Below are 22,803 nucleotides of genomic sequence, written 5' to 3'. Positions count from 1 at the left end.
GCCGCGGCCTGCGCCACCGCCGGCCCGCCGGACGGCGCGGGCGCGCCGCCGGGGCCGCCCGGAGCCTTCTTGCCCTGGGCGACGTCGACGGGAAGCATGACCAGCGCGGTGGTGCCGCCGGCGTCGGACGGACGCAGCTGGATGCGGATGCCGTGCCGCTGCGAGAGACGGCCGACCACGAACAGACCCATCCGCCGGGACACCGAGACGTCCACGGTGGGCGGCGCGGCGAGCCGCTCGTTGATCGCCGCGAGGTCCTCGGGCGAGAGACCGATGCCGGTGTCGTGGATCTCCACGAGCACCCGGCCGTCGGGCAGCGCGTGACCGGTGACCTTGACCTTGGTCTGCGGCGAGGAGAAGGAGGTGGCGTTCTCGAGCAGCTCGGCGAGCAGGTGCACGAGGTCGTTGACGACGCGCCCGGCGACCTCGGTCGCCGGGACCGCGGCCAGCTCGATGCGCTCGTACTGCTCCACCTCGGACGCGGCGGCGCGGAGCACGTCGACCAGCGGGACCGGGCGGGTCCAGCGGCGGCCGGGCTCCTCGCCCGCGAGAACGAGGAGGTTCTCGCCGTTACGGCGCATACGCGTGGCGAGGTGGTCGAGCTTGAACAGCGAGGAGAGCTGGTCCGGGTCGGCCTCGCGGGACTCCAGCTCGGAGATCAGCGAGAGCTGGCGCTGGATGAGACCCTGCGAACGCCGCGAGAGGTTGGTGAACATCGCGTTGACGTTGCCTCGCAGCAGCGCCTGCTCGGCGGCGAGGCGGACCGCCTCGCGGTGCACGTCGTCGAAGGCCGTGGCCACCTGGCCGATCTCGTCCCTGGAGTGCACGCCGACCGACTCGACGGAGGTGTCGACGTCCTGCGGGTCGGACTCGGAGAGCTGCTTGACCAGCTCCGGCAGGCGGTCCTGGGCGACCTTGGTCGCGGTGTCCTGGAGGCGGCGCAGCGAGCGGATCATCGAGCGGGCCACCACGAAGGCGCCGACCAGCGAGACGCCGAGCACGAGCAGCAGCAGCGCACCGTTGAACAGCGCGGCCTGCTCCGACTCCTCCCGCAGCTTGCGGGCCTCCTGCTCCATGTCGTCCAGCAGCGTCAGCTCGATGAGCGACATCTGCTTCAGCTTGGTGGAGGCGGCGTCGCCCCAGTCGGGGTAGGAGCGCTTGTCCGCGTTCTCCAGCCCCTTGGGGTTGTCCAGGACGCGTTCGGCGAAGCTGTTCGCGTCCTTGATGACGGGGTTGCTGTCGTCGATCGACTTGAGCAGCTCCTCGGCGTTGCCGCCGGTACCCGCGTAGGACCGCTTGAAGTTGTTGAGGTCGGCGTCCTCGTTGCGCCAGGCGGCCAGCGCGTAGAGCCGGTCGGAGTCGGAGAGGTCGCCGTACTTCTCCCGGTTCTCCGGCAGCGCGGCCGCGATGACGGCACGCTGGATGGACGCGTTCTCCTTGGCGGAGGAGAAGGCCGACAGCGTACGGGTGCGCTGGATCATCTCCGGGTTGCTGGTCGCGAGGGCCATGTCGCGGGAGAGGCTGAGCAGCTGCTGGATCAGCTGGTTGTAGTTCGCGACCGTCTGCGAGGTCGGTATTTTCTCGTCGTAGGCGGTGCGCCGGATGTCCTTGAGCGTGTTCAGCTGGGTCGAGATGTTGAGGACGTTCGCGCGGATGCTGTCGATGGCCTGGTCGCCGCGGGCGTCGTCGATGTCCGCGGTGCCGGCGATGAACGCCTTCTGGGCGCGGTTGGTCTTGTCCCGCGGGCCCTTGACCGTGAAGTCCGACTCCGCGACGCCGTGCGCGAGCGGGCCGGCCGACTTGTCGCGCTCGTCCTGGAGCGCGGCGGCGAGCTCGGTCGCCTGCTTGGTCATCTCGGTGAGCAGCTTCATCCGGTCCAGCTGCTCGATCTCCTCCATCGAGTCGCTGATCCGGATCACACCGAGCGAGGTGGCCACGACGACGGGCAGGGCGAGCAGCGACACCAGACGCGTGGAGATACGCCAGTTGCGCAGCGCGAGCCGGGAGCCGGTGGCACTCGGCTTCTTGCCGCGGCCCTTCGCCGGAGCCTGGGCGCCGTCACCGGACTTGCCCGACTCCGTACCGGCCTTCGCGCCCGCGGGGCGGTCGTCGGCCGGCGCCGGGCCGGAGCTCGGGGCGCGCTGGGGCGAGGAACTGCCGGTCATGGGGCTGTTCCCACCGTGCGCCTCCGGCTCCGCCGCAGCGCTGCCATCCCTCTTGAAACGTCCCTGCACTAGCGTCGCAACCTCTGGACCAGGCGTCTGCCCGCGCGAGCGGACGAGACGGTGTCGGCGTCGTGGGGCCCGTAAGGCCCCGTGGGTGGTCGTGAGTGACCGGCGCGGCTCCCCGTTTCGCACCGCCGCTCGGCGCTGCGTTGCGCCCTTTGCGCGCCGGTTCATACCCGCGGCGGTCCCGCGAATTCCAGCACAGCACGGGATCTCCAACAAGGGCCGGGTACCCGACCGTGACCTCCGTGACGGCGTGTGAGTGCCGGGTCACGAGACGTGGAGCGGGATTCCCTGCATTCCGGACTATTGGGTACGAGCCGCTTGCGGAGCCGGGGTGTCCCAGTCGCCATGATCAGGAGCGGAATGATGTCTTCCATGGAGGAATGTCCGTTCCTGAGTGGCTGTTTGGCAGTCCGGTTTACCCCTTTCACCCCTCGGCTCGTGAGCAAACTCACATGAAGATCGTGCGGAGTTCGCTGCTTTGGCGGGAATTTGAATGTTTAGCCTGACGCTTTACAGCCACGGCCAGTCCGCCAACCGGCGAACCACCTGGCGAACCCATCGCAGACACACAGGCAACAACAGACAACAGGGGTCCGAACCGCCGATGAAGACGACGACGATGTTCCGCAACATAGCCAACCCGCGGCGCACCACGCTGGCGCACCTCACGGACGCCGACGAGCTGCGGACCGCGGCCGAACAGCCGGAGCACTCCGCCGACCTTCCGACGAGCACGGCCAACCCGCGCCGCACGATCCTGATGGACGCCCCGGTCGCCGCCGCGCAGTAGCCCGGCCGCCCCGCGCGGCAGGCCCGGAGCGGCAGCGCGCGATCGCCCGCCGCACGCGCGATAGCCTGGAGCGTCAGTCTCCAGCCAGCTCCCGGCCCACCGGCCCTGGGATACGTAAGTAGAGGGGCCCCGCATTCCGTGCGCATCGCCAGGTTCTCCATCGACGGCAATGTCGCCTTCGGCGCGGTCGAGGGCGACAACCCCGACGAGCTCGTCCTCGACATCATCAAGGGCATTCCGTTCGCCGACTTCGAGCTCTCCGGCACGAAGGTTCCGCTGAACCCCGCCGATTCCCAGGCCAGGGTCCGGCTGCTGCCGCCCGTGCTCCCCAACAAGGTCGTGGCCATCGGCCGCAACTACGCGGAGCACGCGGCGGAGCTCGGCCACGAGATCCCCGCGGCCACGGACGCCCCCATCACCTTCTTCAAGCCGTCCACCTCGGTGATCGGCCCCGGTGACGCGATCGCGTACCCCTCCTTCTCGCAGGAGCTGCACCACGAGGCCGAACTGGCCGTGGTCATCGGCCGGATGTGCCGCGAGGTACCCCGCGAGCGCGTCAAGGACGTGATCTTCGGCTACACCTGCGCCAACGACGTCACCGCGCGCGACGTCCAGCGGCGCGAGAAGCAGTGGGCCAGGGCCAAGGGCTTCGACACCTCGTGCCCGCTCGGCCCCTGGGTGGAGACCGAGGTCGACCCCGCCGACCTGACTGTCCAGTGCACGGTCAACGGCGAACAGCGCCAGCTCGGCCGCACCACCGACATGATCCGCTCCATCGAGGACCTGGTCGTCCACATCACCGAGGCCATGACGCTGCTTCCGGGCGACGTCATCCTCACCGGCACCCCCGCCGGGGTCGGCCCCCTCACCGTCGGCGACGAAGTCGCCGTCACCATCGAAGGCATCGGCACTCTCACCAACAAGGTGATCAAGCGTGGCTAACGCGACGAACGTCCGCGTACGTTTCTGTCCCTCCCCGACCGGCAACCCCCACGTGGGCCTGGTCCGCACCGCCCTGTTCAACTGGGCCTACGCCCGCCACACCGGCGGCGCCATGGTCTTCCGTATCGAGGACACCGACGCGGCCCGCGACTCCGAGGAGTCCTACCAGCAGCTCCTGGACTCGCTGCGCTGGCTCGGCCTGGACTGGGACGAGGGCCCCGAAGTCGGCGGCCCGCACGCCCCGTACCGCCAGTCGCAGCGCATGGACCTCTACCAGGAGATCGCGGGCAAACTCCTGGCAGGCGGCTACGCCTACCCCTGCTACTGCACCACCGAAGAGCTGGACGCCCGCCGCGAGGCCGCCCGCGCCGCGGGCAAGCCGTCCGGCTACGACGGCCAGTGCCGCTCGCTGAGCGCCGAGCAGAAGGCCGCCTACGAGGCCGAGGGACGCTCCCACATCATCCGCTTCCGGATGCCGGACGAGCCGATCACCTTCACCGACCTGGTACGCGGCGAGCTCACCTTCACCCCGGAGAACGTCCCGGACTTCGGTATCGTCCGGGCCAACGGCGCGCCCCTCTACACGCTCGTCAACCCCGTCGACGACGCTCTGATGGAGATCACCCACGTCCTGCGCGGCGAGGACCTGCTCTCCTCGACCCCGCGCCAGATCGCGCTCTACCGGGCGCTGATCGACCTGGGCGTCGCCAAGGAGGTCCCGGCCTTCGGCCACCTCCCGTATGTGATGGGCGAGGGCAACAAGAAGCTCTCCAAGCGCGACCCGCAGTCCTCGCTCAACCTCTACCGCGAGCGCGGCTTCCTCCCCGAGGGCCTGCTCAACTACCTGTCGCTGCTCGGCTGGTCCTTCTCCGCCGACCAGGACGTGTTCTCCGTCGCGGAACTGATCGAGAAGTTCGACGTCGCCGACGTCAACGCCAACCCGGCCCGCTTCGACCTGAAGAAGGCCGAGGCGATCAACGCCGACCACATCCGCCGCCTGGACCCGAAGGCCTTCGCCGAGGCCTGCACCCCGTGGCTGAAGGCCCCGCACGCCAACTGGGCGCCCGAGGACTTCGACCAGGCCGCCTGGGAGGCGATCGCCCCGCACGCCCAGACCCGCCTCCAGGTCCTGTCCGACATCACCGCCAACGTCGACTTCCTCTTCCTGAAGGAGCCGGTCGAGGACGAGGCGTCCTGGACCAAGGCGATGGGCAAGGGCGACCCGGCGGCCCTGCTGACGACGGCCCGCGCCAAGCTGGCCGACGCCGACTGGACCAGCCCCGAAGCCCTGAAGAACGCCGTCCTGGCGGCGGGCGAGGAGCACGGCCTCAAGCTCGGCAAGGCCCAGGCCCCGGTCCGCGTCGCCGTCACCGGCCGCACGGTCGGCCTCCCCCTCTTCGAGTCCCTCGAAGTCCTCGGCAAGGACCGCGCCCTCACCCGCATCGACGCGGCCCTGGCGAAGCTGGCCGGGTAGCGCGCCCGCCGCGACACCCAGAGGACCGGAAGCCGCCACGGCTTCCGGTCCCTTCGCGTAGCGTCGGCGTCATGCCGGTCAAAGCCGTGGTCTGGGACATCGATGACACGCTCTTCGACTACGCGCGGGCCGACCGCTCCGGGATGGGCGCGCATCTCGCCGCCGAGGGGCTGCTGGACCGCTTCGGCGGCGCGCGCCAGGCGCTCGACCGCTGGAAGGCGGTCGGCGACCGGCACTGGGCCCGCTTCGTCGCCGGCGAGACCGGGTTCCCGGAGCAGCGCCGGGACCGGGTACGGGACTTCGTCCGGGCACCGGAGCTGACCGACGCCGAGGCCGACGCCTGGTTCGACCGCTACCGCGGCCACTACGAGGCGGCCTGGTCGCTCTTCCCCGACGCCGTGCCCGCGCTCGACGCGCTCGCCGGCGACTACCGGCACGCCGTGCTCTCCAACGCCGCCACCGCACCCCAGGAGCGCAAACTGCGCGCCCTGGGCGTGCGGGACCGGTTCGAGGCGGTGCTGTGCGCGGCGGAGCTCGGCGTGGCCAAGCCGGACGCCGGGGCGTTCCTGGCCGCGTGCCAGGCGCTGGGTCTCGCGCCCGGCGAGATGGCGTACGTGGGGGACCAGCCCGAGACCGACGCGCGCGGCGCGCGCGACGCCGGGCTGTGGGGCGTCTGGCTCGACCGGAGCGGTGCGCCGCGGGACGGCCGGCGGGAAGTCCCGTGGGGCGTACACCGGATCGAGAGCCTCGCGGAGCTGCCCGCGGTATTGAGCGGCGATACCCGTTTTGGAGCGCCGTCCACCTTCGGGTAATGTTCTTTCTGCGCCGCCCACCGGGCCGACAGGCCGGGCAGGGGGCGCAAGCCGAACAAAATCTCCTCCGGGGGTTGCGTTTTGGTGGCCTATGGTGTAATTGGCAGCACGACTGATTCTGGTTCAGTTAGTCTAGGTTCGAGTCCTGGTAGGCCAGCTCGCAGAGCTCATCTGCAAAGCCCCCGTTGTGTAGCGGCCTAGCACGCTGCCCTCTCAAGGCAGTAGCGCCGGTTCAAATCCGGTCGGGGGTACAGATCCATCCTGCGGATCACCTGGGTCGCTCCCGGTGTGCCGCGGTGACATCCGTCCGGCTCCTGTCGGGCGGGGATCGCTAGGGCCCCCGTTGTGTAGCGGCCTAGCACGCCGCCCTCTCAAGGCGGTAGCGCCGGTTCAAATCCGGTCGGGGGTACTCACTGGTCTATACCAGTGGCCTATGGTGTAATTGGCAGCACGACTGATTCTGGTTCAGTTAGTCTAGGTTCGAGTCCTGGTAGGCCAGCGCAGTACAAGCAACACAAGCAGTACGGCAAGACAAGTGCAGACAAGCCCCCGTTGTGTAGCGGCCTAGCACGCCGCCCTCTCAAGGCGGTAGCGCCGGTTCGAATCCGGTCGGGGGTACGCATCCGAAGAGGCCCTTCCCGCATGGGGAGGGCCTCTTCGCTGTTACCTGTTCCCTGTTTCCTTGCCCGGAGCGGCGGTTGGGCCGCCGCTCCGGGCAACTGCGGATCGGATCTGGCGAGTTGCTGCGCCCTGTGGACGGGCAGGGCGCCCGACGGTCCCGCCGCGGCGTTGAGGCGGGCTCCGGTGTGCGGTGGTACGGATGGTCAGCCGGTAGGTACGGGTCAGCCGGTGCGGCGCAGGGCCTCGGAGAGCCTGCCCGCGGCGTCGATGATGGCCTGCGCGTGCATCCGGCCCGGATGCCGGGTCAGCCGCTCGATCGGCCCGGACACCGAGACGGCGGCGACCACGCGGTTCGACGGCCCGCGCACCGGCGCCGAGACCGAGGCCACCCCCGGCTCCCGCTCACCGATCGACTGCGCCCAGCCCCGGCGCCGTACGCCGGACAGCGCGGTGGCCGTGAAGCGGGCGCCCTGGAGACCGCGGTGCAGCCGCTCCGGCTCCTCCCAGGCCATCAGGATCTGCGCCGACGAACCGGCCTTCATGGTCAGCGTGGAGCCGACCGGCACGGTGTCCCGCAGTCCGGACAGGCGCTCCGCCGCGGCGACGCAGATGCGCATGTCGCCTTGGCGGCGGTAGAGCTGCGCGCTCTCGCCGGTCACGTCACGGAGATGGGTCAGCACCGGGCCCGCGGTCGCCAGCAGGCGGTCCTCGCCCGCCGCGGCGGCCAGCTCGGCCAGCCGGGGGCCGAGGATGAACCGGCCCTGCATGTCCCGCGCCACCATCCGGTGGTGTTCAAGTGCCACGGCGAGGCGATGTGCCGTGGGTCGAGCGAGTCCGGTGGCCGACACCAACCCGGCGAGGGTGGCGGGACCGGACTCCAGGGCGCTCAAGACAAGGGCTGCCTTGTCGAGAACGCCGACGCCGCTAGAGTTGTCCATGCAACGATATTCACGTCTCACTCTGTGAAACGCAAGTTCAATTTTCCGGTGATCTTGCCACCCTGTACGGACAGCGCCCGCAAACCAACGGGCCAGGCGTCGCACCTGCCCGGTACGAGGGGCACGGGCGCCGATGATCACCTCTCTAGCGGGGCCGAGGCATCACGTCGGCCGAAGGGAAAGCGATGGGTAGGACACTCGCGGAAAAGGTCTGGGACGACCACGTCGTCCGGCGCGCGGAGGGCGAGCCCGACCTTCTCTTCATCGATCTGCACCTGCTGCACGAGGTCACCAGCCCCCAGGCCTTCGACGGGCTGCGGCAGGCCGGACGCCAGGTGCGGCGGCTGGACCTGACCATCGCCACCGAGGATCACAACACCCCGACCCTCGACATCGACAAGCCGATCGCGGACCCGGTGTCCCGCGCCCAGCTGGAGACCCTGCGCAAGAACTGCGCGGAGTTCGGCGTACGACTGCACCCGCTCGGCGACGTGGAGCAGGGCGTCGTCCACGTGGTGGGACCGCAGCTGGGCCTGACCCAGCCCGGCACCACCGTGGTCTGCGGCGACTCGCACACCTCGACGCACGGCGCGTTCGGCGCGCTGGCGTTCGGCATCGGCACCTCGCAGGTCGAGCATGTGCTGGCCACTCAGACGCTGCCGATGGCCCGCCCCAAGACCATGGCCGTCACGGTCGAGGGCGAGCTGGCCGACGACGTCACCGCCAAGGACCTGATCCTGGCCGTCATCGCGAAGATCGGCACCGGCGGCGGCCAGGGCTACATCCTCGAATACCGCGGCTCCGCCATCGAGAAGCTCTCGATGGAAGCCCGGATGACCATCTGCAACATGTCGATCGAGGCCGGCGCCCGCGCGGGCATGATCGCGCCCGACGAGACTGCCTTCGCGTACCTCAAGGGCCGCCCGCACGCCCCCGAGGGCGCGGACTTCGATGCCGCGGTCGCCTACTGGAAGACCCTGAAGACCGACGACGACGCCGTCTTCGACGCCGAGGTCGTCATCGACGCCGCCGAACTCGCGCCGTTCGTCACCTGGGGCACCAACCCCGGCCAGGGCGCTCCGCTCTCCTCGTCCGTCCCCGACCCGGCTTCGTACGAAGACGCTTCGGAGCGACTGGCGGCCGAGAAGGCCCTGGAGTACATGGGCCTGGAAGCCGGTCAGCCGCTGCGGGACATCAAGGTCGACACCGTCTTCGTCGGCTCCTGCACCAACGGCCGCATCGAGGACCTGCGGGCCGCCGCCGCGCTCGTCGACGGCCGTAAAGTCGCCGACGGCGTACGGATGCTGGTGGTGCCCGGCTCGGTCCGGGTCGCCTTGCAGGCCGTAGAGGAGGGCCTGGACAAGGTCTTCACCTCGGCGGGGGCCGAATGGCGGCACGCGGGCTGCTCGATGTGCCTGGGCATGAACCCCGACCAGCTGGCGCCCGGTGAGCGCTCCGCCTCCACCTCCAACCGCAACTTCGAAGGCAGGCAGGGCAAGGGCGGCCGCACCCACCTGGTCTCGCCCCAGGTCGCCGCCGCCACCGCGGTCCTGGGCCACCTGGCGTCGCCGGCCGACCTGTCCGACACCCCCGCGACCGCCGGAGCCCGATAACCATGGCCATGGAAGCATTCACCACGCACACCGGGCGGGCCGTCCCGCTGCGCCGCTCGAACGTCGACACCGACCAGATCATCCCGGCGCACTGGCTGAAGAAGGTCACCCGCGACGGCTTCGAGGACGGACTCTTCGAGGCCTGGCGCAAGGATCCGGAGTTCGTGCTCAACCGCCCCGAGCGCAAAGGGGCCACGGTCCTGGTGGCGGGCCCCGACTTCGGCACCGGGTCGTCCCGTGAGCACGCCGTCTGGGCGCTGCAGAACTACGGCTTCAAGGCCGTCATCTCCTCGCGGTTCGCTGACATCTTCCGCGGCAACTCGCTGAAGAACGGCCTGCTGACCGTGGTTCTGCCGCAGGAGACCGTGGACCGGCTGTGGGAGCTCGCCGAGGCCGACCCGGCCGCCGAGATCACCGTCGACCTCCAGGACCGGCAGGTACGGGCCGCGGGCGTCACCGCCGACTTCGAGCTGGACGAGAACGCCCGGTGGCGGCTGCTGAACGGCCTTGACGACATCAGCATCACGCTGCGGAACGAGAGCGACATCGAGGCCTACGAGGCGTCGCGCCCGGCGTTCAAACCGAGCACCCTGCGGGCCTGACCCCCGTACCCCGCGGGCCTGACCCCGCACCCGCCCGAGCCGTCGCCCGCGACCCGCTTGGGCCATCCGAACCACCTGAGTTACCCGACTGATCCATCCGAACCGCGGTCTGCACGCAGACCGCGGTTCGTCGTTTTCCGCCCGACCCGATGCCCGGCAACGAGTCCTGGCCTACGATGAGTTGGGCGATTTTCAGCCACCCGGCACGCGCCGCCGCTCCGGGGTGACTTACCCGCGCCGGGTGGCCCGATCGCCCCATTTGGGCGGCGCGCTGAGGCCTCGTGGGGCGACAACTCGACTCAGATGGCACAATCGGTGCATGGACCGCGACAGCCAACTCGAGCTCTACGGCCTCGTCGCGGACCGGCTGAAAGAAGCGCACGCCGCCGTGCGCGCACTGCAAGTCCCGGAGGGCGTACGGATGGCGCTGACCCGGAAGCTGCTGGTCGTAACGGCCGCGGCCAAACACGATCTCCCTGACGCCGCAAGGCGCCTTGACCGGTTGATGAAGGACATCGACGAGGGTCGTTTTCCCGAAGATCCCTCCGCCGGTGGAACTGAGTGACGGCCGAGTCCGTTGCGGCACAAGGGTGATTAGCCCGTTTCGTGTTTGATTTGCGGTATACATCTGCCTAACGTGCGAAAAGGCTTGAACAGATACGTTCGGGCAATGTCTCCGAAGGGGAAGACGTGAACAAGGCGCAGCTCGTAGAAGCGATTGCCGACAAGCTTGGCGGGCGTCAGCAGGCCGCCGACGCGGTCGACGCCGTACTCGACGCCATCGTTCGTGCGGTCGTCGCCGGGGACCGGGTCTCGGTCACCGGCTTCGGCTCGTTCGAGAAGGTCGACCGGCCGGCCCGGTACGCCCGCAACCCGCAGACCGGCGAGCGCGTCCGGGTCAAGAAGACCTCGGTGCCCCGCTTCCGCGCCGGACAGGGCTTCAAGGACCTGGTGAGCGGCTCGAAGAAGCTCCCGAAGAACGACGTCGCGGTCAAGAAGGCGCCCAAGGGCAGCCTTACGGGCGGTACGAAGACCACCGTCAAGAAGGCCGCGGCGAAGAAGGCCACCGCCAAGAAGGCGGCTCCGGCCAAGAAGGCGACGGCCAAGAAGACCGCCGCGAAGAAGACCACGGCCAAGAAGACCGCCGCCAAGGCGACGACGGCGAAGAAGGCCACCGCGAAGAAGACGACCGCCAAGAAGGCGGCTCCGGCCAAGAAGGCGACGGCCAAGAAGACCGCCCCCGCCAAGAAGGCCACCGCGAAGAAGGCGCCCGCGAAGAAGTCCACGGCGCGCAAGACCACCGCCAAGAAGGCCACCGCCAGGAAGAAGTAGGCGGCCCCAGGGCTTACCGGGGACTACTCACGCGCCGGGCCGGACTCCCTCCGGGGAGCCCGGCCCGCGTGCGTTCAGCGGCCGGACGCGACCGCGTCAGAGCGTCTGAAGCGTCACTAGCGTGATCCGCGGACTCCCGCCCGCCTCCGCGCCCTCGCCGGTCTTGTCCGAGCCGCTCTCGTCGCCCTCGGCGACCTCGATACGGACCCGCTGTCCGACCCGCAGCAGCAACAGCCCGCCCGCGTCGAAGGCCGCGGCGTCGAACGGCACCGGAGTGCCGTCGTCGAGCAGCACACTGCCGCACCGGGTCTCGGAGTCGAAGGTGTACGCGGTCGCCTGCATGCCCCGAAGCCTACCGGGCGGGGCGCGGCGCGAGCATGGCCCGCGAGGTGTGCGGACCCAGGCCCAGGCGGCGGGCCACGGCCAGGTCGGCCCCGGTGTCCACGTCCTGGCGCACGGACGCCACATCCGGCGTCAGCAGCTCCGCCGCCCCGGACACCAGATGCCGGACCCGTGACGCCCCGCCGAAAGCGGGCCGCAACTCCACGCCGGGCGCGGCGGTCAGCAGGGTCGTGCCGATCCCCGCGGCGTCCGGGAGAAAGGCCCGGTCGAACGCGCCCGCCGCGTCCAGGACGCGGCGCAGGTCCGCGGGCCGCAGCGCGGGCAGATCGGCGTTCAGGGCCGCGACGGCCGCCCCCGGCCGCCGGGCCCGCGCGCTCCGCGCCCCGTGCGCCAGCGCCGCGTTCAGCCCCCCGGCGGGCTCGTCCCGCACGATCCCGGCGCCGAGCGCCGCCAGCGCGTCCCCGGCGCGCGCGTCGTCCGTGACGACCACCACATCCCGTACGACCGCGCAGGCCGCCGCCGCGGCCACGGTGTCCTGGGCGAAGGCGAGCGCCAGCGCGGGGCGCAGGGCGTCGTCGGCGGTGTCCGCGAGCCTGCTCTTGGCCCGGATCAAGGGCTTCAGGGGTATCACCAGGGTCCACGCGAGGGCCGCGGCCCGGTGATCGGCATGGGTGCGCATCGGGCCCATTCTCGCCTGCCGCGCGGGGAACGCGGTGGGGAGTGTGAGGGGAACGCGGGGGAGCGCGGAGAGATCGACAGGCGTACCGTGTTCTCCTTGTTCCCTCTGACGTTCTCGACAGACGGAGGGGCTGGGGCGACACTTGTGCGGCGCACCAGCGCAGTAGGCCCGTAGAGGAAGGTGTCCGAGTGTCCCGCCGCAGAATCGGCTTCTGGTACCGCCTGGCAGCGGTGATCGCAAAACCGCCGCTGGTGGTTCTGTTCAAGCGGGACTGGCGGGGAATGGAACACATTCCGGCCGACGGCGGATTTATCACCGCGGTCAATCACAACTCGTATCTCGACCCGCTCGCATACGCGCACTTCCAGTACAACACCGGACGCGTCCCGCGATTCCTGGCGAAAGACGGCCTTTTCAAGGGCGGTTTCGTCGGCACGATGATGCGCGGTACGGGCCAGATCCCGGTCTACCGCGAGAGCGTCAACGCGCTGGACTCCTTCCGCGCCGCACTCGACGCCATCGACCGCGGCGAGTGCGTCGCCTTCTACCCCGAGGGCACCCTCACCCGCGACCCCGAACTGTGGCCGATGTCCGCCAAGACCGGCGTCGCACGGGTCGCGCTGCGCACCAAGTGCCCCGTCGTGCCGGTGGCCCAGTGGGGCGCGCACGAGGCGATGCCGCCGTACGCCAAAGAGAAGAAGTTCCGGCTCTTCCCGCGCAAGACCTTCCGGGTGCGGGCCGGGGCGCCGGTCGACCTCTCGCGCTTCTACGACCAGGAGCCGACCCCGGAGGTCCTCAAGGAGGCGACCGAGGTCATCATGGCCGCCGTCACCGCGCAGCTGGAGGAGATCCGCGGCGAGAAGGCCCCGCCCCTGCCCTACGACCCGCGCCAGGCGCGCATCGAACAGCGGCGCAAGTCCGCGAAGTCCGCGAAGTCCGCGAAGCCCGCTGAGAAGTCCTTGGAGGACGAGAAGTGACACGGCCCGTGCAGGCAGCCGTCTTCGGCACAGGTTCCTGGGGTACGGCCTTCGGCATGGTGCTCGCCGACGCGGGCTGCGAGGTGACCCTGTGGGGCCGCCGCGCGGAGCTGGTCGACGCCGTCAACTCCACCCGGCAGAACCCCGACTATCTGCCGGGCGTCGAACTCCCGGAGCGGATGCGGGCGACCACGGACCCCGCCGAAGCCGCCCGCGGCGCGGACTTCACGGTGCTCGCCGTGCCCTCGCAGACGCTGCGCGGCAACCTGGCCGCCTGGGCGCCGCTGCTGGCGCCCGACACCGTCCTGGTCTCCCTGATGAAGGGCGTCGAACTGGGCTCCGCGATGCGGATGAGCGAGGTCATCGAGGACGTCACCAAGGCCGCCCCCGAGCGGGTCGCCGTGGTCACCGGGCCCAACCTGGCCCGCGAGATCGCCGCCCGGCAGCCCGCCGCCGCCGTGGTCGCCTGCCGCGACGAGGCCGTCGCCCAGCGCCTCCAGGCCGCCTGCCACACCCCGTACTTCCGCCCGTACACCAACACCGACGTGGTGGGCTGCGAACTCGGCGGCGCCGTCAAGAACGTCATCGGCCTCGCCGTGGGCATCGCCGACGGCATGGGCCTCGGCGACAACACCAAGGGCTCGCTGATCACCCGCGGCCTCGCCGAGACCACCCGGCTCGGCCTCGCCATGGGCGCCGACCCGCTGACCTTCTCCGGCCTCGCGGGTCTCGGCGACCTGGTGGCCACCTGCTCGTCGCCGCTGTCGCGCAACCACACCTTCGGCACCAACCTCGGCAAGGGCATGACCCTTCAGGAGACCATCGCGGTCACCAAGCAGACCGCCGAAGGCGTCAAGTCCTGTGAGTCCGTACGGGAGCTGGGCCGCCGCCACGGCGTCGACATGCCCATCACCGAGACGGTCGTGGACATCGTGCACGAGGGCAAACCGCCGGTGGTCGCGCTCAAGGAGCTGATGTCCCGCAGCGCCAAGCCCGAGCGCCGCTGACTCTCGTCCCACCAGCGGGTACGCTCGACCCGATATGAGCAGCGAGACCTCCCCCCAGAGCCCGGTCCCCTCCTCTCCCGGAGGAGAGCCCAGGAAGCCGCGTGTGGCCGTCGTGTTCGGCGGCCGCAGCTCCGAGCACGGCATCTCGGTCGTCACGGCCGGCGCCGTCATGCGGGCCATCGACCGCACGAAGTACGACGTCCTGCCGATCGGCATCACCGGCGACGGCCGCTGGGCCCTGACCGCCGACGACCCCGAGCGGATGGCCATCACCGACCGCGAGCTGCCGGACGTGGACCGGCTCGCCGAGTCCGCCGAAGGCGGCGTGGTGCTGCCCGTCGACCCCGGCAACCGCGAGGTGGTGTACGCCGCGCCGGGCTCGGTGCCCAAGGCGCTCGGCGAGGTCGACGTCGTCTTCCCCGTCCTGCACGGCCCGTACGGCGAGGACGGCACCCTCCAGGGCCTCCTGGAGCTGTCCGGGACGCCGTACGTCGGCTCGGGCGTGCTGGCCTCCGCGGTCGGCCAGGACAAGGAGTACATGAAGCGGGTGTTCACCTCCTTCGGGCTGCGGGTCGGCCCGTACGTGGTGATCCGTCCCCGCGAGTGGGCCGAGGACCGCGACCTGGCCCGTAAGAAGATCGTCGAGTTTGCCGGTGAGCACGGCTGGCCGCTCTTCGTGAAGCCCGCGCGGGCCGGTTCCTCGATCGGCATCACCAAGGTCGAGTCCTTCGACGGCCTCGACGAGGCGATCGAGGAGGCCCAGCGGCACGACCCGAAGATCCTGGTCGAGGCGCTGCTGCGGGGCCGCGAGATCGAGTGCGGCGTCCTGGAGTTCGAGGACGGGCCGCGGGCCAGCCTGCCGGCCGAGATCCCGCCGGTCTCCGACCACGACTTCTACGACTTCGAGGCCAAGTACATCGACTCGGCGTCCGGGATCGTGCCCGCGCCGCTCACCGACGAGCAGACCGCCGATGTTCAGCGGCTCGCCGTGGAGGCCTTCGAGGCCGCGGCCTGCGAGGGACTCGTCCGCGCGGACTTCTTCCTCACCGAGGACGGCCAGTTCGTGATCAACGAGATCAACACCATGCCGGGCTTCACGCCGATCTCGATGTACCCGCGGATGTGGCAGGAGAGCGGCGTCGGCTACGCGGAGCTGGTGGACCGCCTGATCCAGGCCGCCCTGCGCCGCCCCACCGGGCTGCGCTAGGGAGCCCCGAGTAGCGAGCCGCGCGGGGGTCAGCCCGCGATTCCCTCCGGCACCGTCTTCTTGATGGGCTCCGCGAGACCCGTGAGCGGGCCGAGGCCACTGTCCTCGGCCCGCTTCTCGTCGAGCGTGACCTCGACATACGCCGTGCGCAGCGCGCTGGTGACGCGGACCGCCCCGTCGCTCAGCCGCTCCACCAGCCAGCCGACGCCGTTCACGGTGGCGCCGTCCGCCTCCGGATCGTTCATCCGGTCGGGGCGCGGGACACCACAGCGCAGTATGATCGCCGAGCCTCCCCAGGCCGCGGTCAGCTCCGAGCGCGGTGTGGGGTCCGCCCGGTCGAGCCCGTCCAGCCGCCCCGGCAGCTCGCCGTGCAGGCTCCGGCAGGCCGCGGCGGCCCGCGCGTCAGGGGAGGGAACCACGGCCGACGCCCGGCCGTCCGACGGCGCGCAGCCCACGGCGGCGACCAGCACGCCGAGGGCGGACAGCGGCAGGCCGAGCCGGGACACGGAAATCTTCACCGGCCAAGCGTAGACGGGGGTTACAAGTGCACGACCGGGCAGGTCAGAGTACGAGTGATGCCGTCCACTTGCTGGACCTTGGCGACCACCATCCGGCCGAGTTCATCGACCGTGTCGGCCTGGGCGCGCACGATGACGTCGTAGGGTCCGGTCACGTCCTCGGCCTGGATCACTCCGGGAATCTTGCCGATGAGCTCGGCGACCACGGACGCCTTGCCCACCTCGGTCTGAATAAGGATGTACGCCTGTACCACGGAACCTCCAGGGCGGCCACGAGGATCATGTGGGGGAAAGAGACGCCACGGTATCGCGTCGCCGCGCGTCGCGGGGAGACCCACGGGGCCTGTGGCGTGGACATTATGGCGTGTGGACAACCGCAGTTGACGAAATCGACGTATCTGTTGACGGTACCCGTGGCCACAGCGGCCCGCGACCGCAAGCGGACTGGCGCAGAAGGGGTACACCAATGAAGGGCACCGTCGGCGAACTCGGGGAGTTCGGGCTGATCAGGGAGCTCACCTCCCGGCTCACCACCACTCCGGCGGTACGCATCGGCCCCGGCGACGACGCGGCGGTGGTGGCCGCACCCGACCGCAGGGTGGTGGCCAGCACGGACATCCTGCTCGAAGGACGGCACTTCCGCCGCGACTGGTCCACGGCGTACGACGTGGGGCGCAAGGCGGCCGCGCAGAACCTCGCGGACATCGCCGCGATGGGCGCCGTGCCGACCGCCCTGCTGCTCGGCCTGGTGGTCCCGGCCGACCTGCCGGTCACCTGGGCCACCGAGCTGATGGACGGGCTGCGCGACGAGTGCCAGGTCGCGGGCGCCGCCGTGGTCGGCGGCGACGTCGTACGCGGGGACACCATCACCGTGTCGATCACCGCGCTCGGCGATCTGCGCAACCACGACCCGGTGACCCGCGCGGGCGCCAAGCCGGGCGATGTCGTCGCGTACACCGGCTGGCTGGGCTGGTCGGCCGCGGGGCACGCGGTGCTCTCGCGGGGCTTCCGCTCGCCGCGCGCCTTCGTGGAGGCGCACCGCAGGCCGGAGCCGCCGTACCACGCGGGACCCGCGGCCGCCGGGCTCGGCGCGAGCGCGATGGCGGACGTCAGCGACGGCCTGATCGCCGACCTCGGGCATATCGCCGAGGCCAGCAAGGTCCGGATCGACGTGAAGTCCGGCAGCATCGACGTGCCCTCGCAGATGAACGACATCGGGCAGGCCGTCGGCGTCGACCCGATGCAGTGGGTGCTCACCGGGGGAGAGGACCACGCGATCGTGGCGACCTTCCCGCCGGATGTGAAGCTGCCCGCCCGCTGGAAGGTGATCGGCGAGGTGCTGCACCCCTCGGCGCTCCCGCAGGTGACCGTGGACGGGGCGCCGTGGACCAGCAAGAGCGGCTGGGACCACTTCGGCGAGATCGAGGACTGAGGAGGCCCGGCATGACCCACATGGCTCCGCCCCTGGTCCTCACCGTCGCCGGCTCCGACTCCGGCGGAGGCGCGGGCATCCAGGCCGACTTGAAGACCCTGCTGGCTCTCGGCGCCCACGGCATGAGTGTGCTCACCGCCGTGACCGCCCAGAACTCCCTTGGTGTGCAAGGCGCGTGGGAGCTGCCGGTGGCGGCGGTACGCGCCCAGTACCGGAGCGTCGTGGACGACATCGGGGTGCACGCGGTCAAGACCGGGATGCTGGCGTCGGCCGAACTGGTCGAGACCGTCGCGGAGTTGCTCGCCGGGACGGACGCGCCGACGGTGGTTGACCCGGTGGGCGTCTCCAAGCACGGAGACTCGCTGCTGGCCGTGTCCGCCCTCGATTCCGTACGGACCGCGCTGCTGCCCGCCGCGACCGTGGCGACGCCGAATCTGGACGAGGTCGCCCAGCTCACCGGCGTACGGGTCGAGACGGAAGCCGATCTGCGACGCGCGGCCGAGGCGCTGCTCGGGTACGGGCCGCGCTGGGCGCTGATCAAGGGCGGCCACCTGGCGGGCGACGCGGTGGACCTGCTCACCGACGGCTCCGAAGAGCACTGGCTGCGCGCGCCCCGCCACGACAACCGCCACACCCACGGCACGGGCTGCACCCTGGCCAGCGCGATCGCCGCGGGCCTGGCCAAGGGGCTGCCGGTCCCGGAGGCGGCCAGGGCGGCCAAGGAGTACGTCACCGGGGCGATCGCCGCCGGGTTCGCGCTCGGCGCGGGGATCGGCCCGGTGGACCACGGCTGGCGCTTCCGGGACGCGTGAGAGGCCGGGCCGGGGGCGCCCCGAAGGGGCGCGGGGCTGTGTCGGTTCGCGGCTTCGCCGCGTGGGCGCGACCAGCCACGACGGTGCCGCAGCCGACTCATGGCATGCCGTGCACTCTCAGTGGAGGGCGCTGAGCCGCGCGCGTGCGCGGTGGGCGCTGAGCGGTGCACGTGCGCCAGCGCGCGAGAAGGCCCGCCCGGTGGATACCGGGCGGGCCTTCGAGGCCATGCGGCGGCGAGCCGGTCAGGCGCTCGCCGGGTCGGAGGCGGTGTCGGCGTCCGCCCCCTCAGCCCCGGCGGCGCCCACCGTGGACTCCGCTCGCTCATCCGCCGCGGCACGGATCGCCCGCCACGCGGACTCCGCGGCCTGTTGCTCCGCTTCCTTCTTACTGCGGCCGGTGCCGGTGCCGTACGAGACGCCCCCGACGCGGGCGGCAGCGGTGAAGGTCTTCTCGTGGTCCGGACCGGTCTCCGTGACCAGGTACTCAGGAACCCCGAGCCCCTCGGTCGCGGTGAGCTCCTGGAGACTGGTCTTCCAGTCCAGGCCCGCTCCCAGGCTCGACGACTTCTCGATCAGCGGATCGAAGAGGCGATGCACCAGTTCGGAGGCCGCGTCGAGACCCTGGTCGAGATAGACCGCGCCGATCACCGCTTCAAGGGTGTCGGCGAGGATGGACGCCTTGTCCCTGCCGCCCGTGCCCTCTTCGCCCCGGCCGAGCCGGACGAAGGCGCCAAGGTCGAGCCCGCGGCCCACCTCCGCCAGCGCACGCGAGTTGACCACCGCGGCCCGCAGCTTGGCCAGCTGGCCTTCGGGCAGGTCGGGGTGGGCGCGGTACAGCGTGTCCGTGACCACCAGGCCGAGCACCGAGTCCCCGAGGAACTCCAGCCGCTCGTTGGTGGGCAGACCGCCGTTCTCGTACGCGTACGAACGATGGGTCAGCGCACGCACCAGAAGGGCGGACTCGAGGTGGTACCCGAGCCGCCCTTCCAGAAGCGTGTGGGACGAGGCCGTGTTGTCCGCCTGCTTTCCAGCGTTCGACGGTTCAGACATCGTGCCTCTCACCAGCCGCTCAGACCTCGAGGACCTGGCGCTTGTTGTAGGTGCCGCAAGCGGGGCACGCGATGTGCTGCTGCTTGGGCTCCTGGCACCGCTCACACGAAACCAGGGTGGGGACCGCAGCCTTCCACTGCGACCGGCGGTGGCGCGTGTTGCTGCGCGACATCTTCCGCTTCGGAACAGCCACGGCTACTTCTCCTGCTCTTCGTCGACGCCCGCTTCGGCGCCGCTCTTCTCGTCCTTCTCGCCGTCCCGGAGCGAACCGGCGAGTCCCTGCAGTGCCGCCCAACGGATGTCGACGGCGTCATGGTGGTGGTCCGGGTCGTCCGCGAGCCGCGCTCCGCACTGGGAGCACAGGCCCGGACAGTCGTCCTGGCACACCGGCTGCATCGGCAGTGCGAGCACCACCGCATCACGCAGCACGGGCTCGAGGTCGAACATGCCGTCCTCGAGGGGGGTCATGTCCTCGTCCTCGGCGTCGTCGCCCGGCTCCGCCTGCTTGCTGCGGCCCCGGTCATCGGCGTCAGGGTACGAGAACATCTCCTGGAAGTCCGCGACGAGCTCTCGCTCGAGCGGCTCCAGACACCTTACGCACTCCCCCTCGACCCGTGCACGGGCGGTGCCTGTGACAAGCACCCCTTCCATGACCGACTCAAGCCGCAGCTCAAGCTCCACGGGCTCGCCTTCCGGCGTCCCGATGACCCCCTGGAGACCGAAGTCCTTGGGGGCCTGGACGGTGCGGGTCAGCCGCTGGAGCGCACCAGGCCGCCGGCCCAGCTCGTGTGTGTCGAACACGAGGGGGTTGCGGTGGTCGAGATGCGTGCTCAGGGCGTTTCCTGCTTTCGGATCATGTAAGTCGAGAAGCGGCCGACCTCATGCTCGGATGAGGCCTCAGGGAGTCCTCGCGGTGAGCGGGCAGCCGTGATCGCGGGCGTATGCGCGACCGAAGAGCCAGGATACTGGACCTTTCGCCGTCGGCCCAATCCGGTGCCTGGCGGACGGGGACCGGTGTCCGGCGGGGCCGGGATCGCGGACCGGGATCAAGGGGTCTGGCGGTGGTCCTGCTCGTACTGGCGCAGCTGGTCCGCGCTGATCATGCTCGTGTCGAAGAGGCTGGCCTCGTCGAGCGCGGCGGCCGGGGCGTGGCTCGGCTGCGGGTAGCCGTAAACGGCCTGCTGCTCGCCGTAGGGGCCCTGCTGCGGGTAGGCGTAGGGGTCCGGCTGCTGCTCGTACTGCTCGTACTGCTCGTACTGCTGCTGGTGGTGGTGCTGTTGCCGCTGGTACGCGGAGGGGTCCTGCCGCTGATAGCCGTACGTGTCCTGCTGTGGCGCGTACGGCGGCTGGGCCTGCGCCGTGGGGGCGGGCGCGGTCGGCTCGGCGAGGTCGGCCAGATAGTCGGCGTCGCTGGTGTGCTCCTGGGCGAGCGCGTCGGCGGGCCGCTCGGCCAGGCCGTCGACGGCGATCCGGCCGTGCAGGGTCTGGCGGCCCCGGCCGACCGCCTCCAGGGTCTTGGCCAGCACCGCCTCGAACGCGCCGAGCTTGGCGTCCACGTAGGCGTCGGCCCGTTGCCGCAGCGTCTCCGGGTCGTGGCTGCGTTCCGGCGCCTCGGCGAAGTCCGGGTCCTCGTAACCCTGATCGGTCAGGCCCTGGCCGGTGCCCAGGAGCTTCTCGCGGCCGCGGCCGACCGAGCCGAGCGTCTTGGTGAGGACGACCTCGAAGTTCGCCAGCTTGGAGTCGACGTAGTCGTCGGCCTCGGCGCGGATCTCCTCGGCCTCTTTGCGGGACTGGGCCAGGATGCGCTCGCCCTCGTCCAGGGACTGCCGGGCGACTTCGGTGTCGGAGATCAGCGAGCCGCGCTCGGCGCGGGCCGTCTCGATGATCCGCTCGGCCTCCTGGCGGGCCTGCTCCACCAGCTGCTCCCGGCCGCCGATGACCTCTCTGGCCTGCGCGAGGGAGCCGGGCAGCGCCTGCCGCACCTCTTCGAGCAGCGACAGCAGCTCGGCGCGGTTGACCACGCAGGAGGCCGACATGGGCATGGACTTGGCGCTCTTGACCGTCTCGACGATGTCGTCGAGCTTCCTCTGCACGTCCACGGGGCGCTCGCCACTCTCTGCCTGGTTACCTGGAGCCGGACAAGGTGACTTTAGTCCCACGCGGCACGCCGTGGGTCAGCCTTGCGTCAGGCGCTCGGTGAGGGCCGCGAGGACCTGGGGCGGCACCAGGTGCGAGACGTCGCCGCCCCAGGCCGCGACCTCCTTCACCAGTGACGAGGAGAGGAAGCTGTAGGTGGGATTGGTCGGGACGAACAAGGTCTCGACGCCCGAGAGGCCGTTGTTCATCTGGGCCATCTGCAGCTCGTAGTCGAAGTCGCTGACCGCGCGCAGGCCCTTGACGATGGCCGGGATGTCGCGCTGCTTGCAGTAGTCGACCAGCAGGCCGTGGAACGGCTCGACCTCGACGTTGCCGTAGTCCGCGGTGACCTGGCGGAGCAGATCGATCCGCTCGTCGACCGTGAACAGGCCCTTCTTGGACTGGTTGATCATCACCACCACATGCACCACGTCGTAGAGCTTGGACGCGCGCGAGATGATGTCGAGGTGTCCATTGGTGACGGGGTCGTATGACCCCGGGCAGACGGCGCGGCGCAACTGAGGTTCCTCGCTCTCCGGTGCTGTCATGCTGCGGTTTCTGCGTCTTCGCAGGTAGAGGCGGCGTGACCGTACCAAAATGTGCCCTCGCCGTAGCGACGGGACCTGAGTGGTGCGAAGCCGTCCGGCCAGCGGAACTCGCCGCCTCTGGTGCTGCGTTCCACGGTGACGAGCGCCGCGTCGGCTAGCCACCCCTGAGTGCGGAGTGTGAGCAGGATCTCCCGAAGATCGTCATCGGTCACGGCGTAGGGAGGATCGAGGAAGACCAGGTCGTACGGGCCGCCGACGGCCGGGGTCGCGACGATCTGGGCCGCCTTGGCGGCCCGGACCTCGGCGCCGGGCAGACCGAGCGAGCGGACGTTCTCGCGGATCGTGCGGACCGCGCGGGCGTCCGCCTCGACCAGCAGGGCGTGGCCCGCGCCACGGGACAGCGCCTCCAGGCCGACAGCGCCCGAACCGGCGTACAGGTCGAGCACCCGCTCGCCGTCCAGTGGGCCGCCGAGCAGCGACTGCCAAGTGGAGAACAGGCCCTCGCGCGCGCGGTCGGAGGTGGGGCGGGTGCCGGTGCCCGGCGGTACGGACAGGCGGCGCCCGCCGGCGCGTCCGGCGATCACGCGGGTCATCTGCGTCCTTCGTTCGGCTCGGTGGTGCGGTGGTGCGGTGGTCACCCCACGATATGGCGTACGCGCCGATCGGTCTTGGCCGGTTCCGACGGCCCTGGCCGCTCCGACGGGGCGGGCGGTCCCGCGGGGCGGGCGGTTCGCGACCGG

The 22,803-nt window shown here is 70.7% G+C and carries 25 protein-coding genes and 5 tRNA genes; 18 read left to right on the top strand and 12 right to left on the bottom strand.

Annotated elements, in window-relative coordinates; genetic code table 11:
• Nucleotides 1-2,234 (bottom strand): sensor histidine kinase (locus tag ACX6XY_RS24830; RefSeq protein ID WP_460334917.1); only part of this gene is annotated, 2,234 nt, incomplete at its 3' end.
• Nucleotides 2,235-2,835: 601 nt separating this feature from the next.
• On the opposite strand from ACX6XY_RS24830, the gene ACX6XY_RS24825 reads away from it, so the two are divergent.
• The 9 genes from ACX6XY_RS24825 to ACX6XY_RS24785 all read left to right on the top strand — a co-directional run bounded on the left by ACX6XY_RS24825 (nt 2,836) and on the right by ACX6XY_RS24785 (nt 6,867).
• The gene (locus ACX6XY_RS24825; protein ID WP_460334914.1) at nt 2,836-3,021 is read left to right on the top strand and encodes a hypothetical protein; all 186 of its coding nucleotides are present in this window, start codon (nt 2,836-2,838) and stop codon (nt 3,019-3,021) included.
• 138 nt (nt 3,022-3,159) lie between these two features.
• Complete coding sequence (locus tag ACX6XY_RS24820; protein WP_460334911.1) at nt 3,160-3,963, top strand: fumarylacetoacetate hydrolase family protein; 804 nt, start codon at nt 3,160-3,162, stop codon at nt 3,961-3,963.
• Complete coding sequence (gltX, locus tag ACX6XY_RS24815) at nt 3,956-5,437, top strand: glutamate--tRNA ligase (RefSeq protein WP_460334908.1); 1,482 nt, start codon at nt 3,956-3,958, stop codon at nt 5,435-5,437. Before ACX6XY_RS24820 ends, gltX begins: the two co-directional genes overlap by 8 nt.
• 71 nt (nt 5,438-5,508) lie before the next feature.
• Nucleotides 5,509-6,249 carry an HAD family hydrolase gene (locus ACX6XY_RS24810; protein WP_460334905.1) on the top strand — a complete coding sequence of 247 codons (741 nt, stop codon included), beginning with the start codon at nt 5,509-5,511 and terminating at the stop codon, nt 6,247-6,249.
• An 85-nt stretch (nt 6,250-6,334) separates the two neighbouring features.
• Nucleotides 6,335-6,406: transfer RNA gene (locus ACX6XY_RS24805), tRNA-Gln, on the top strand.
• Between the two features lie 21 nt (nt 6,407-6,427).
• Nucleotides 6,428-6,500: transfer RNA gene (locus ACX6XY_RS24800), tRNA-Glu, on the top strand.
• An 85-nt stretch (nt 6,501-6,585) separates the two neighbouring features.
• A tRNA-Glu gene (locus tag ACX6XY_RS24795) sits at nt 6,586-6,658 on the top strand.
• Nucleotides 6,659-6,676: 18 nt separating this feature from the next.
• Nucleotides 6,677-6,748 (top strand) — tRNA-Gln (locus ACX6XY_RS24790).
• Nucleotides 6,749-6,794: 46 nt separating this feature from the next.
• Nucleotides 6,795-6,867, top strand: a tRNA-Glu gene (locus ACX6XY_RS24785).
• A gap of 224 nt (nt 6,868-7,091) precedes the next feature.
• On the opposite strand, the gene ndgR is transcribed toward ACX6XY_RS24785, so the two are convergent.
• Nucleotides 7,092-7,808, bottom strand: coding sequence for an IclR family transcriptional regulator NdgR (ndgR, locus tag ACX6XY_RS24780; protein WP_460334902.1), 717 nt, complete (start codon nt 7,806-7,808; stop codon nt 7,092-7,094).
• Between the two features lie 185 nt (nt 7,809-7,993).
• Between ndgR and leuC the strand changes: the two genes are divergently transcribed.
• From leuC to ACX6XY_RS24760, 4 genes are all read left to right on the top strand, one after another.
• Complete coding sequence (leuC, locus tag ACX6XY_RS24775) at nt 7,994-9,421, top strand: 3-isopropylmalate dehydratase large subunit (RefSeq protein WP_460334899.1); 1,428 nt, start codon at nt 7,994-7,996, stop codon at nt 9,419-9,421.
• 8 nt (nt 9,422-9,429) lie between these two features.
• Nucleotides 9,430-10,023, top strand: a complete 594-nt coding sequence (leuD, locus tag ACX6XY_RS24770; protein ID WP_460334930.1) for a 3-isopropylmalate dehydratase small subunit — start codon at nt 9,430-9,432, stop codon at nt 10,021-10,023.
• Nucleotides 10,024-10,342: 319 nt separating this feature from the next.
• The gene (locus tag ACX6XY_RS24765; protein WP_460334896.1) at nt 10,343-10,588 is read left to right on the top strand and encodes an SCO5555 family protein; all 246 of its coding nucleotides are present in this window, start codon (nt 10,343-10,345) and stop codon (nt 10,586-10,588) included.
• 125 nt (nt 10,589-10,713) lie between these two features.
• Entirely contained in the window at nt 10,714-11,355 is a 642-nt protein-coding gene (locus tag ACX6XY_RS24760; protein ID WP_460334893.1) for an HU family DNA-binding protein, read from the top strand.
• A 96-nt stretch (nt 11,356-11,451) separates the two neighbouring features.
• On the opposite strand, the gene ACX6XY_RS24755 is transcribed toward ACX6XY_RS24760, so the two are convergent.
• Together ACX6XY_RS24755 and cofC are read right to left on the bottom strand one after the other, a co-directional pair.
• Entirely contained in the window at nt 11,452-11,697 is a 246-nt protein-coding gene (locus tag ACX6XY_RS24755; protein ID WP_460334890.1) for a hypothetical protein, read from the bottom strand.
• A gap of 10 nt (nt 11,698-11,707) precedes the next feature.
• Nucleotides 11,708-12,385 carry a 2-phospho-L-lactate guanylyltransferase gene (gene cofC / locus ACX6XY_RS24750; protein ID WP_460334887.1) on the bottom strand — a complete coding sequence of 226 codons (678 nt, stop codon included), beginning with the start codon at nt 12,383-12,385 and terminating at the stop codon, nt 11,708-11,710.
• Nucleotides 12,386-12,564: 179 nt separating this feature from the next.
• On the opposite strand from cofC, the gene ACX6XY_RS24745 reads away from it, so the two are divergent.
• The 3 genes from ACX6XY_RS24745 to ACX6XY_RS24735 are packed head-to-tail and all read left to right on the top strand — an operon-like array spanning nt 12,565 to nt 15,567.
• Entirely contained in the window at nt 12,565-13,353 is a 789-nt protein-coding gene (locus tag ACX6XY_RS24745) for a lysophospholipid acyltransferase family protein (protein WP_460334884.1), read from the top strand.
• Nucleotides 13,350-14,360, top strand: coding sequence for an NAD(P)H-dependent glycerol-3-phosphate dehydrogenase (locus ACX6XY_RS24740; protein ID WP_460334881.1), 1,011 nt, complete (start codon nt 13,350-13,352; stop codon nt 14,358-14,360). Before ACX6XY_RS24745 ends, ACX6XY_RS24740 begins: the two co-directional genes overlap by 4 nt.
• Before the next feature lie 34 nt (nt 14,361-14,394).
• Nucleotides 14,395-15,567: a D-alanine--D-alanine ligase family protein gene (locus tag ACX6XY_RS24735; RefSeq protein ID WP_460334878.1), complete on the top strand. Its 1,173-nt coding sequence runs from the start codon at nt 14,395-14,397 to the stop codon at nt 15,565-15,567.
• Between the two features lie 29 nt (nt 15,568-15,596).
• Here ACX6XY_RS24735 and ACX6XY_RS24730 read toward each other — a convergent pair whose 3' ends face one another.
• Nucleotides 15,597-16,085 carry a DUF3515 domain-containing protein gene (locus ACX6XY_RS24730; RefSeq protein ID WP_460334875.1) on the bottom strand — a complete coding sequence of 163 codons (489 nt, stop codon included), beginning with the start codon at nt 16,083-16,085 and terminating at the stop codon, nt 15,597-15,599.
• A 20-nt stretch (nt 16,086-16,105) separates the two neighbouring features.
• Entirely contained in the window at nt 16,106-16,339 is a 234-nt protein-coding gene (locus ACX6XY_RS24725; protein WP_161694282.1) for an Lrp/AsnC family transcriptional regulator, read from the bottom strand.
• Nucleotides 16,340-16,551: 212 nt separating this feature from the next.
• On the opposite strand from ACX6XY_RS24725, the gene ACX6XY_RS24720 reads away from it, so the two are divergent.
• Together ACX6XY_RS24720 and thiD are read left to right on the top strand one after the other, a co-directional pair.
• Entirely contained in the window at nt 16,552-17,517 is a 966-nt protein-coding gene (locus tag ACX6XY_RS24720; RefSeq protein WP_460334871.1) for a thiamine-phosphate kinase, read from the top strand.
• Nucleotides 17,518-17,528: 11 nt separating this feature from the next.
• Nucleotides 17,529-18,329 carry a bifunctional hydroxymethylpyrimidine kinase/phosphomethylpyrimidine kinase gene (gene thiD / locus ACX6XY_RS24715; RefSeq protein WP_460334868.1) on the top strand — a complete coding sequence of 267 codons (801 nt, stop codon included), beginning with the start codon at nt 17,529-17,531 and terminating at the stop codon, nt 18,327-18,329.
• 243 nt (nt 18,330-18,572) lie between these two features.
• Here the strand turns inward: thiD and rnc are convergent, their stop codons facing one another.
• The 6 genes from rnc to rsmD all read right to left on the bottom strand — a co-directional run bounded on the left by rnc (nt 18,573) and on the right by rsmD (nt 22,656).
• On the bottom strand, nt 18,573-19,391 hold the full coding sequence (gene rnc, locus ACX6XY_RS24710; protein WP_460334865.1) for a ribonuclease III: 819 nt from the start codon (nt 19,389-19,391) through the stop codon (nt 18,573-18,575).
• A gap of 7 nt (nt 19,392-19,398) precedes the next feature.
• The gene (gene rpmF / locus ACX6XY_RS24705; RefSeq protein ID WP_381837144.1) at nt 19,399-19,572 is read right to left on the bottom strand and encodes a 50S ribosomal protein L32; all 174 of its coding nucleotides are present in this window, start codon (nt 19,570-19,572) and stop codon (nt 19,399-19,401) included.
• Nucleotides 19,573-19,574: 2 nt separating this feature from the next.
• Nucleotides 19,575-20,213 carry a YceD family protein gene (locus ACX6XY_RS24700; RefSeq protein ID WP_460334925.1) on the bottom strand — a complete coding sequence of 213 codons (639 nt, stop codon included), beginning with the start codon at nt 20,211-20,213 and terminating at the stop codon, nt 19,575-19,577.
• A 212-nt stretch (nt 20,214-20,425) separates the two neighbouring features.
• Entirely contained in the window at nt 20,426-21,478 is a 1,053-nt protein-coding gene (locus tag ACX6XY_RS24695) for an ATP synthase subunit B family protein (protein ID WP_460334860.1), read from the bottom strand.
• A 75-nt stretch (nt 21,479-21,553) separates the two neighbouring features.
• Nucleotides 21,554-22,033, bottom strand: coding sequence for a pantetheine-phosphate adenylyltransferase (gene coaD / locus ACX6XY_RS24690; protein ID WP_460334923.1), 480 nt, complete (start codon nt 22,031-22,033; stop codon nt 21,554-21,556).
• 26 nt (nt 22,034-22,059) lie between these two features.
• Nucleotides 22,060-22,656 carry a 16S rRNA (guanine(966)-N(2))-methyltransferase RsmD gene (gene rsmD, locus ACX6XY_RS24685; protein ID WP_460334857.1) on the bottom strand — a complete coding sequence of 199 codons (597 nt, stop codon included), beginning with the start codon at nt 22,654-22,656 and terminating at the stop codon, nt 22,060-22,062.
• Between the last annotated feature and the right edge of the window lie 147 nt (nt 22,657-22,803).

The organism is Streptomyces sp. O3, assembly GCF_054788135.1.
Note: the sequence above shows the minus strand (reverse complement) of the source record. Positions and strands in the feature narration are given on the sequence as shown.

Bases quoted from the DNA above. Each gene is read 5' to 3' on its own strand.
- leuD (WP_460334930.1), top strand. From the start codon at position 9,430: ATGGAAGCATTCACCACGCACACCGGGCGGGCCGTCCCGCTGCGCCGC.
- thiD (WP_460334868.1), top strand. From the start codon at position 17,529: ATGACCCACATGGCTCCGCCCCTGGTCCTCACCGTCGCCGGCTCCGAC.
- ACX6XY_RS24720 (WP_460334871.1), top strand. From the start codon at position 16,552: ATGAAGGGCACCGTCGGCGAACTCGGGGAGTTCGGGCTGATCAGGGAG.
- ACX6XY_RS24765 (WP_460334896.1), top strand. From the start codon at position 10,343: ATGGACCGCGACAGCCAACTCGAGCTCTACGGCCTCGTCGCGGACCGG.
- leuC (WP_460334899.1), top strand. From the start codon at position 7,994: ATGGGTAGGACACTCGCGGAAAAGGTCTGGGACGACCACGTCGTCCGG.
- rsmD (WP_460334857.1), bottom strand. From the start codon at position 22,656: ATGACCCGCGTGATCGCCGGACGCGCCGGCGGGCGCCGCCTGTCCGTA.
- cofC (WP_460334887.1), bottom strand. From the start codon at position 12,385: ATGGGCCCGATGCGCACCCATGCCGATCACCGGGCCGCGGCCCTCGCG.
- ACX6XY_RS24810 (WP_460334905.1), top strand. From the start codon at position 5,509: ATGCCGGTCAAAGCCGTGGTCTGGGACATCGATGACACGCTCTTCGAC.
- ACX6XY_RS24735 (WP_460334878.1), top strand. From the start codon at position 14,395: ATGAGCAGCGAGACCTCCCCCCAGAGCCCGGTCCCCTCCTCTCCCGGA.
- ACX6XY_RS24755 (WP_460334890.1), bottom strand. From the start codon at position 11,697: ATGCAGGCGACCGCGTACACCTTCGACTCCGAGACCCGGTGCGGCAGT.
- ndgR (WP_460334902.1), bottom strand. From the start codon at position 7,808: ATGGACAACTCTAGCGGCGTCGGCGTTCTCGACAAGGCAGCCCTTGTC.
- ACX6XY_RS24825 (WP_460334914.1), top strand. From the start codon at position 2,836: ATGAAGACGACGACGATGTTCCGCAACATAGCCAACCCGCGGCGCACC.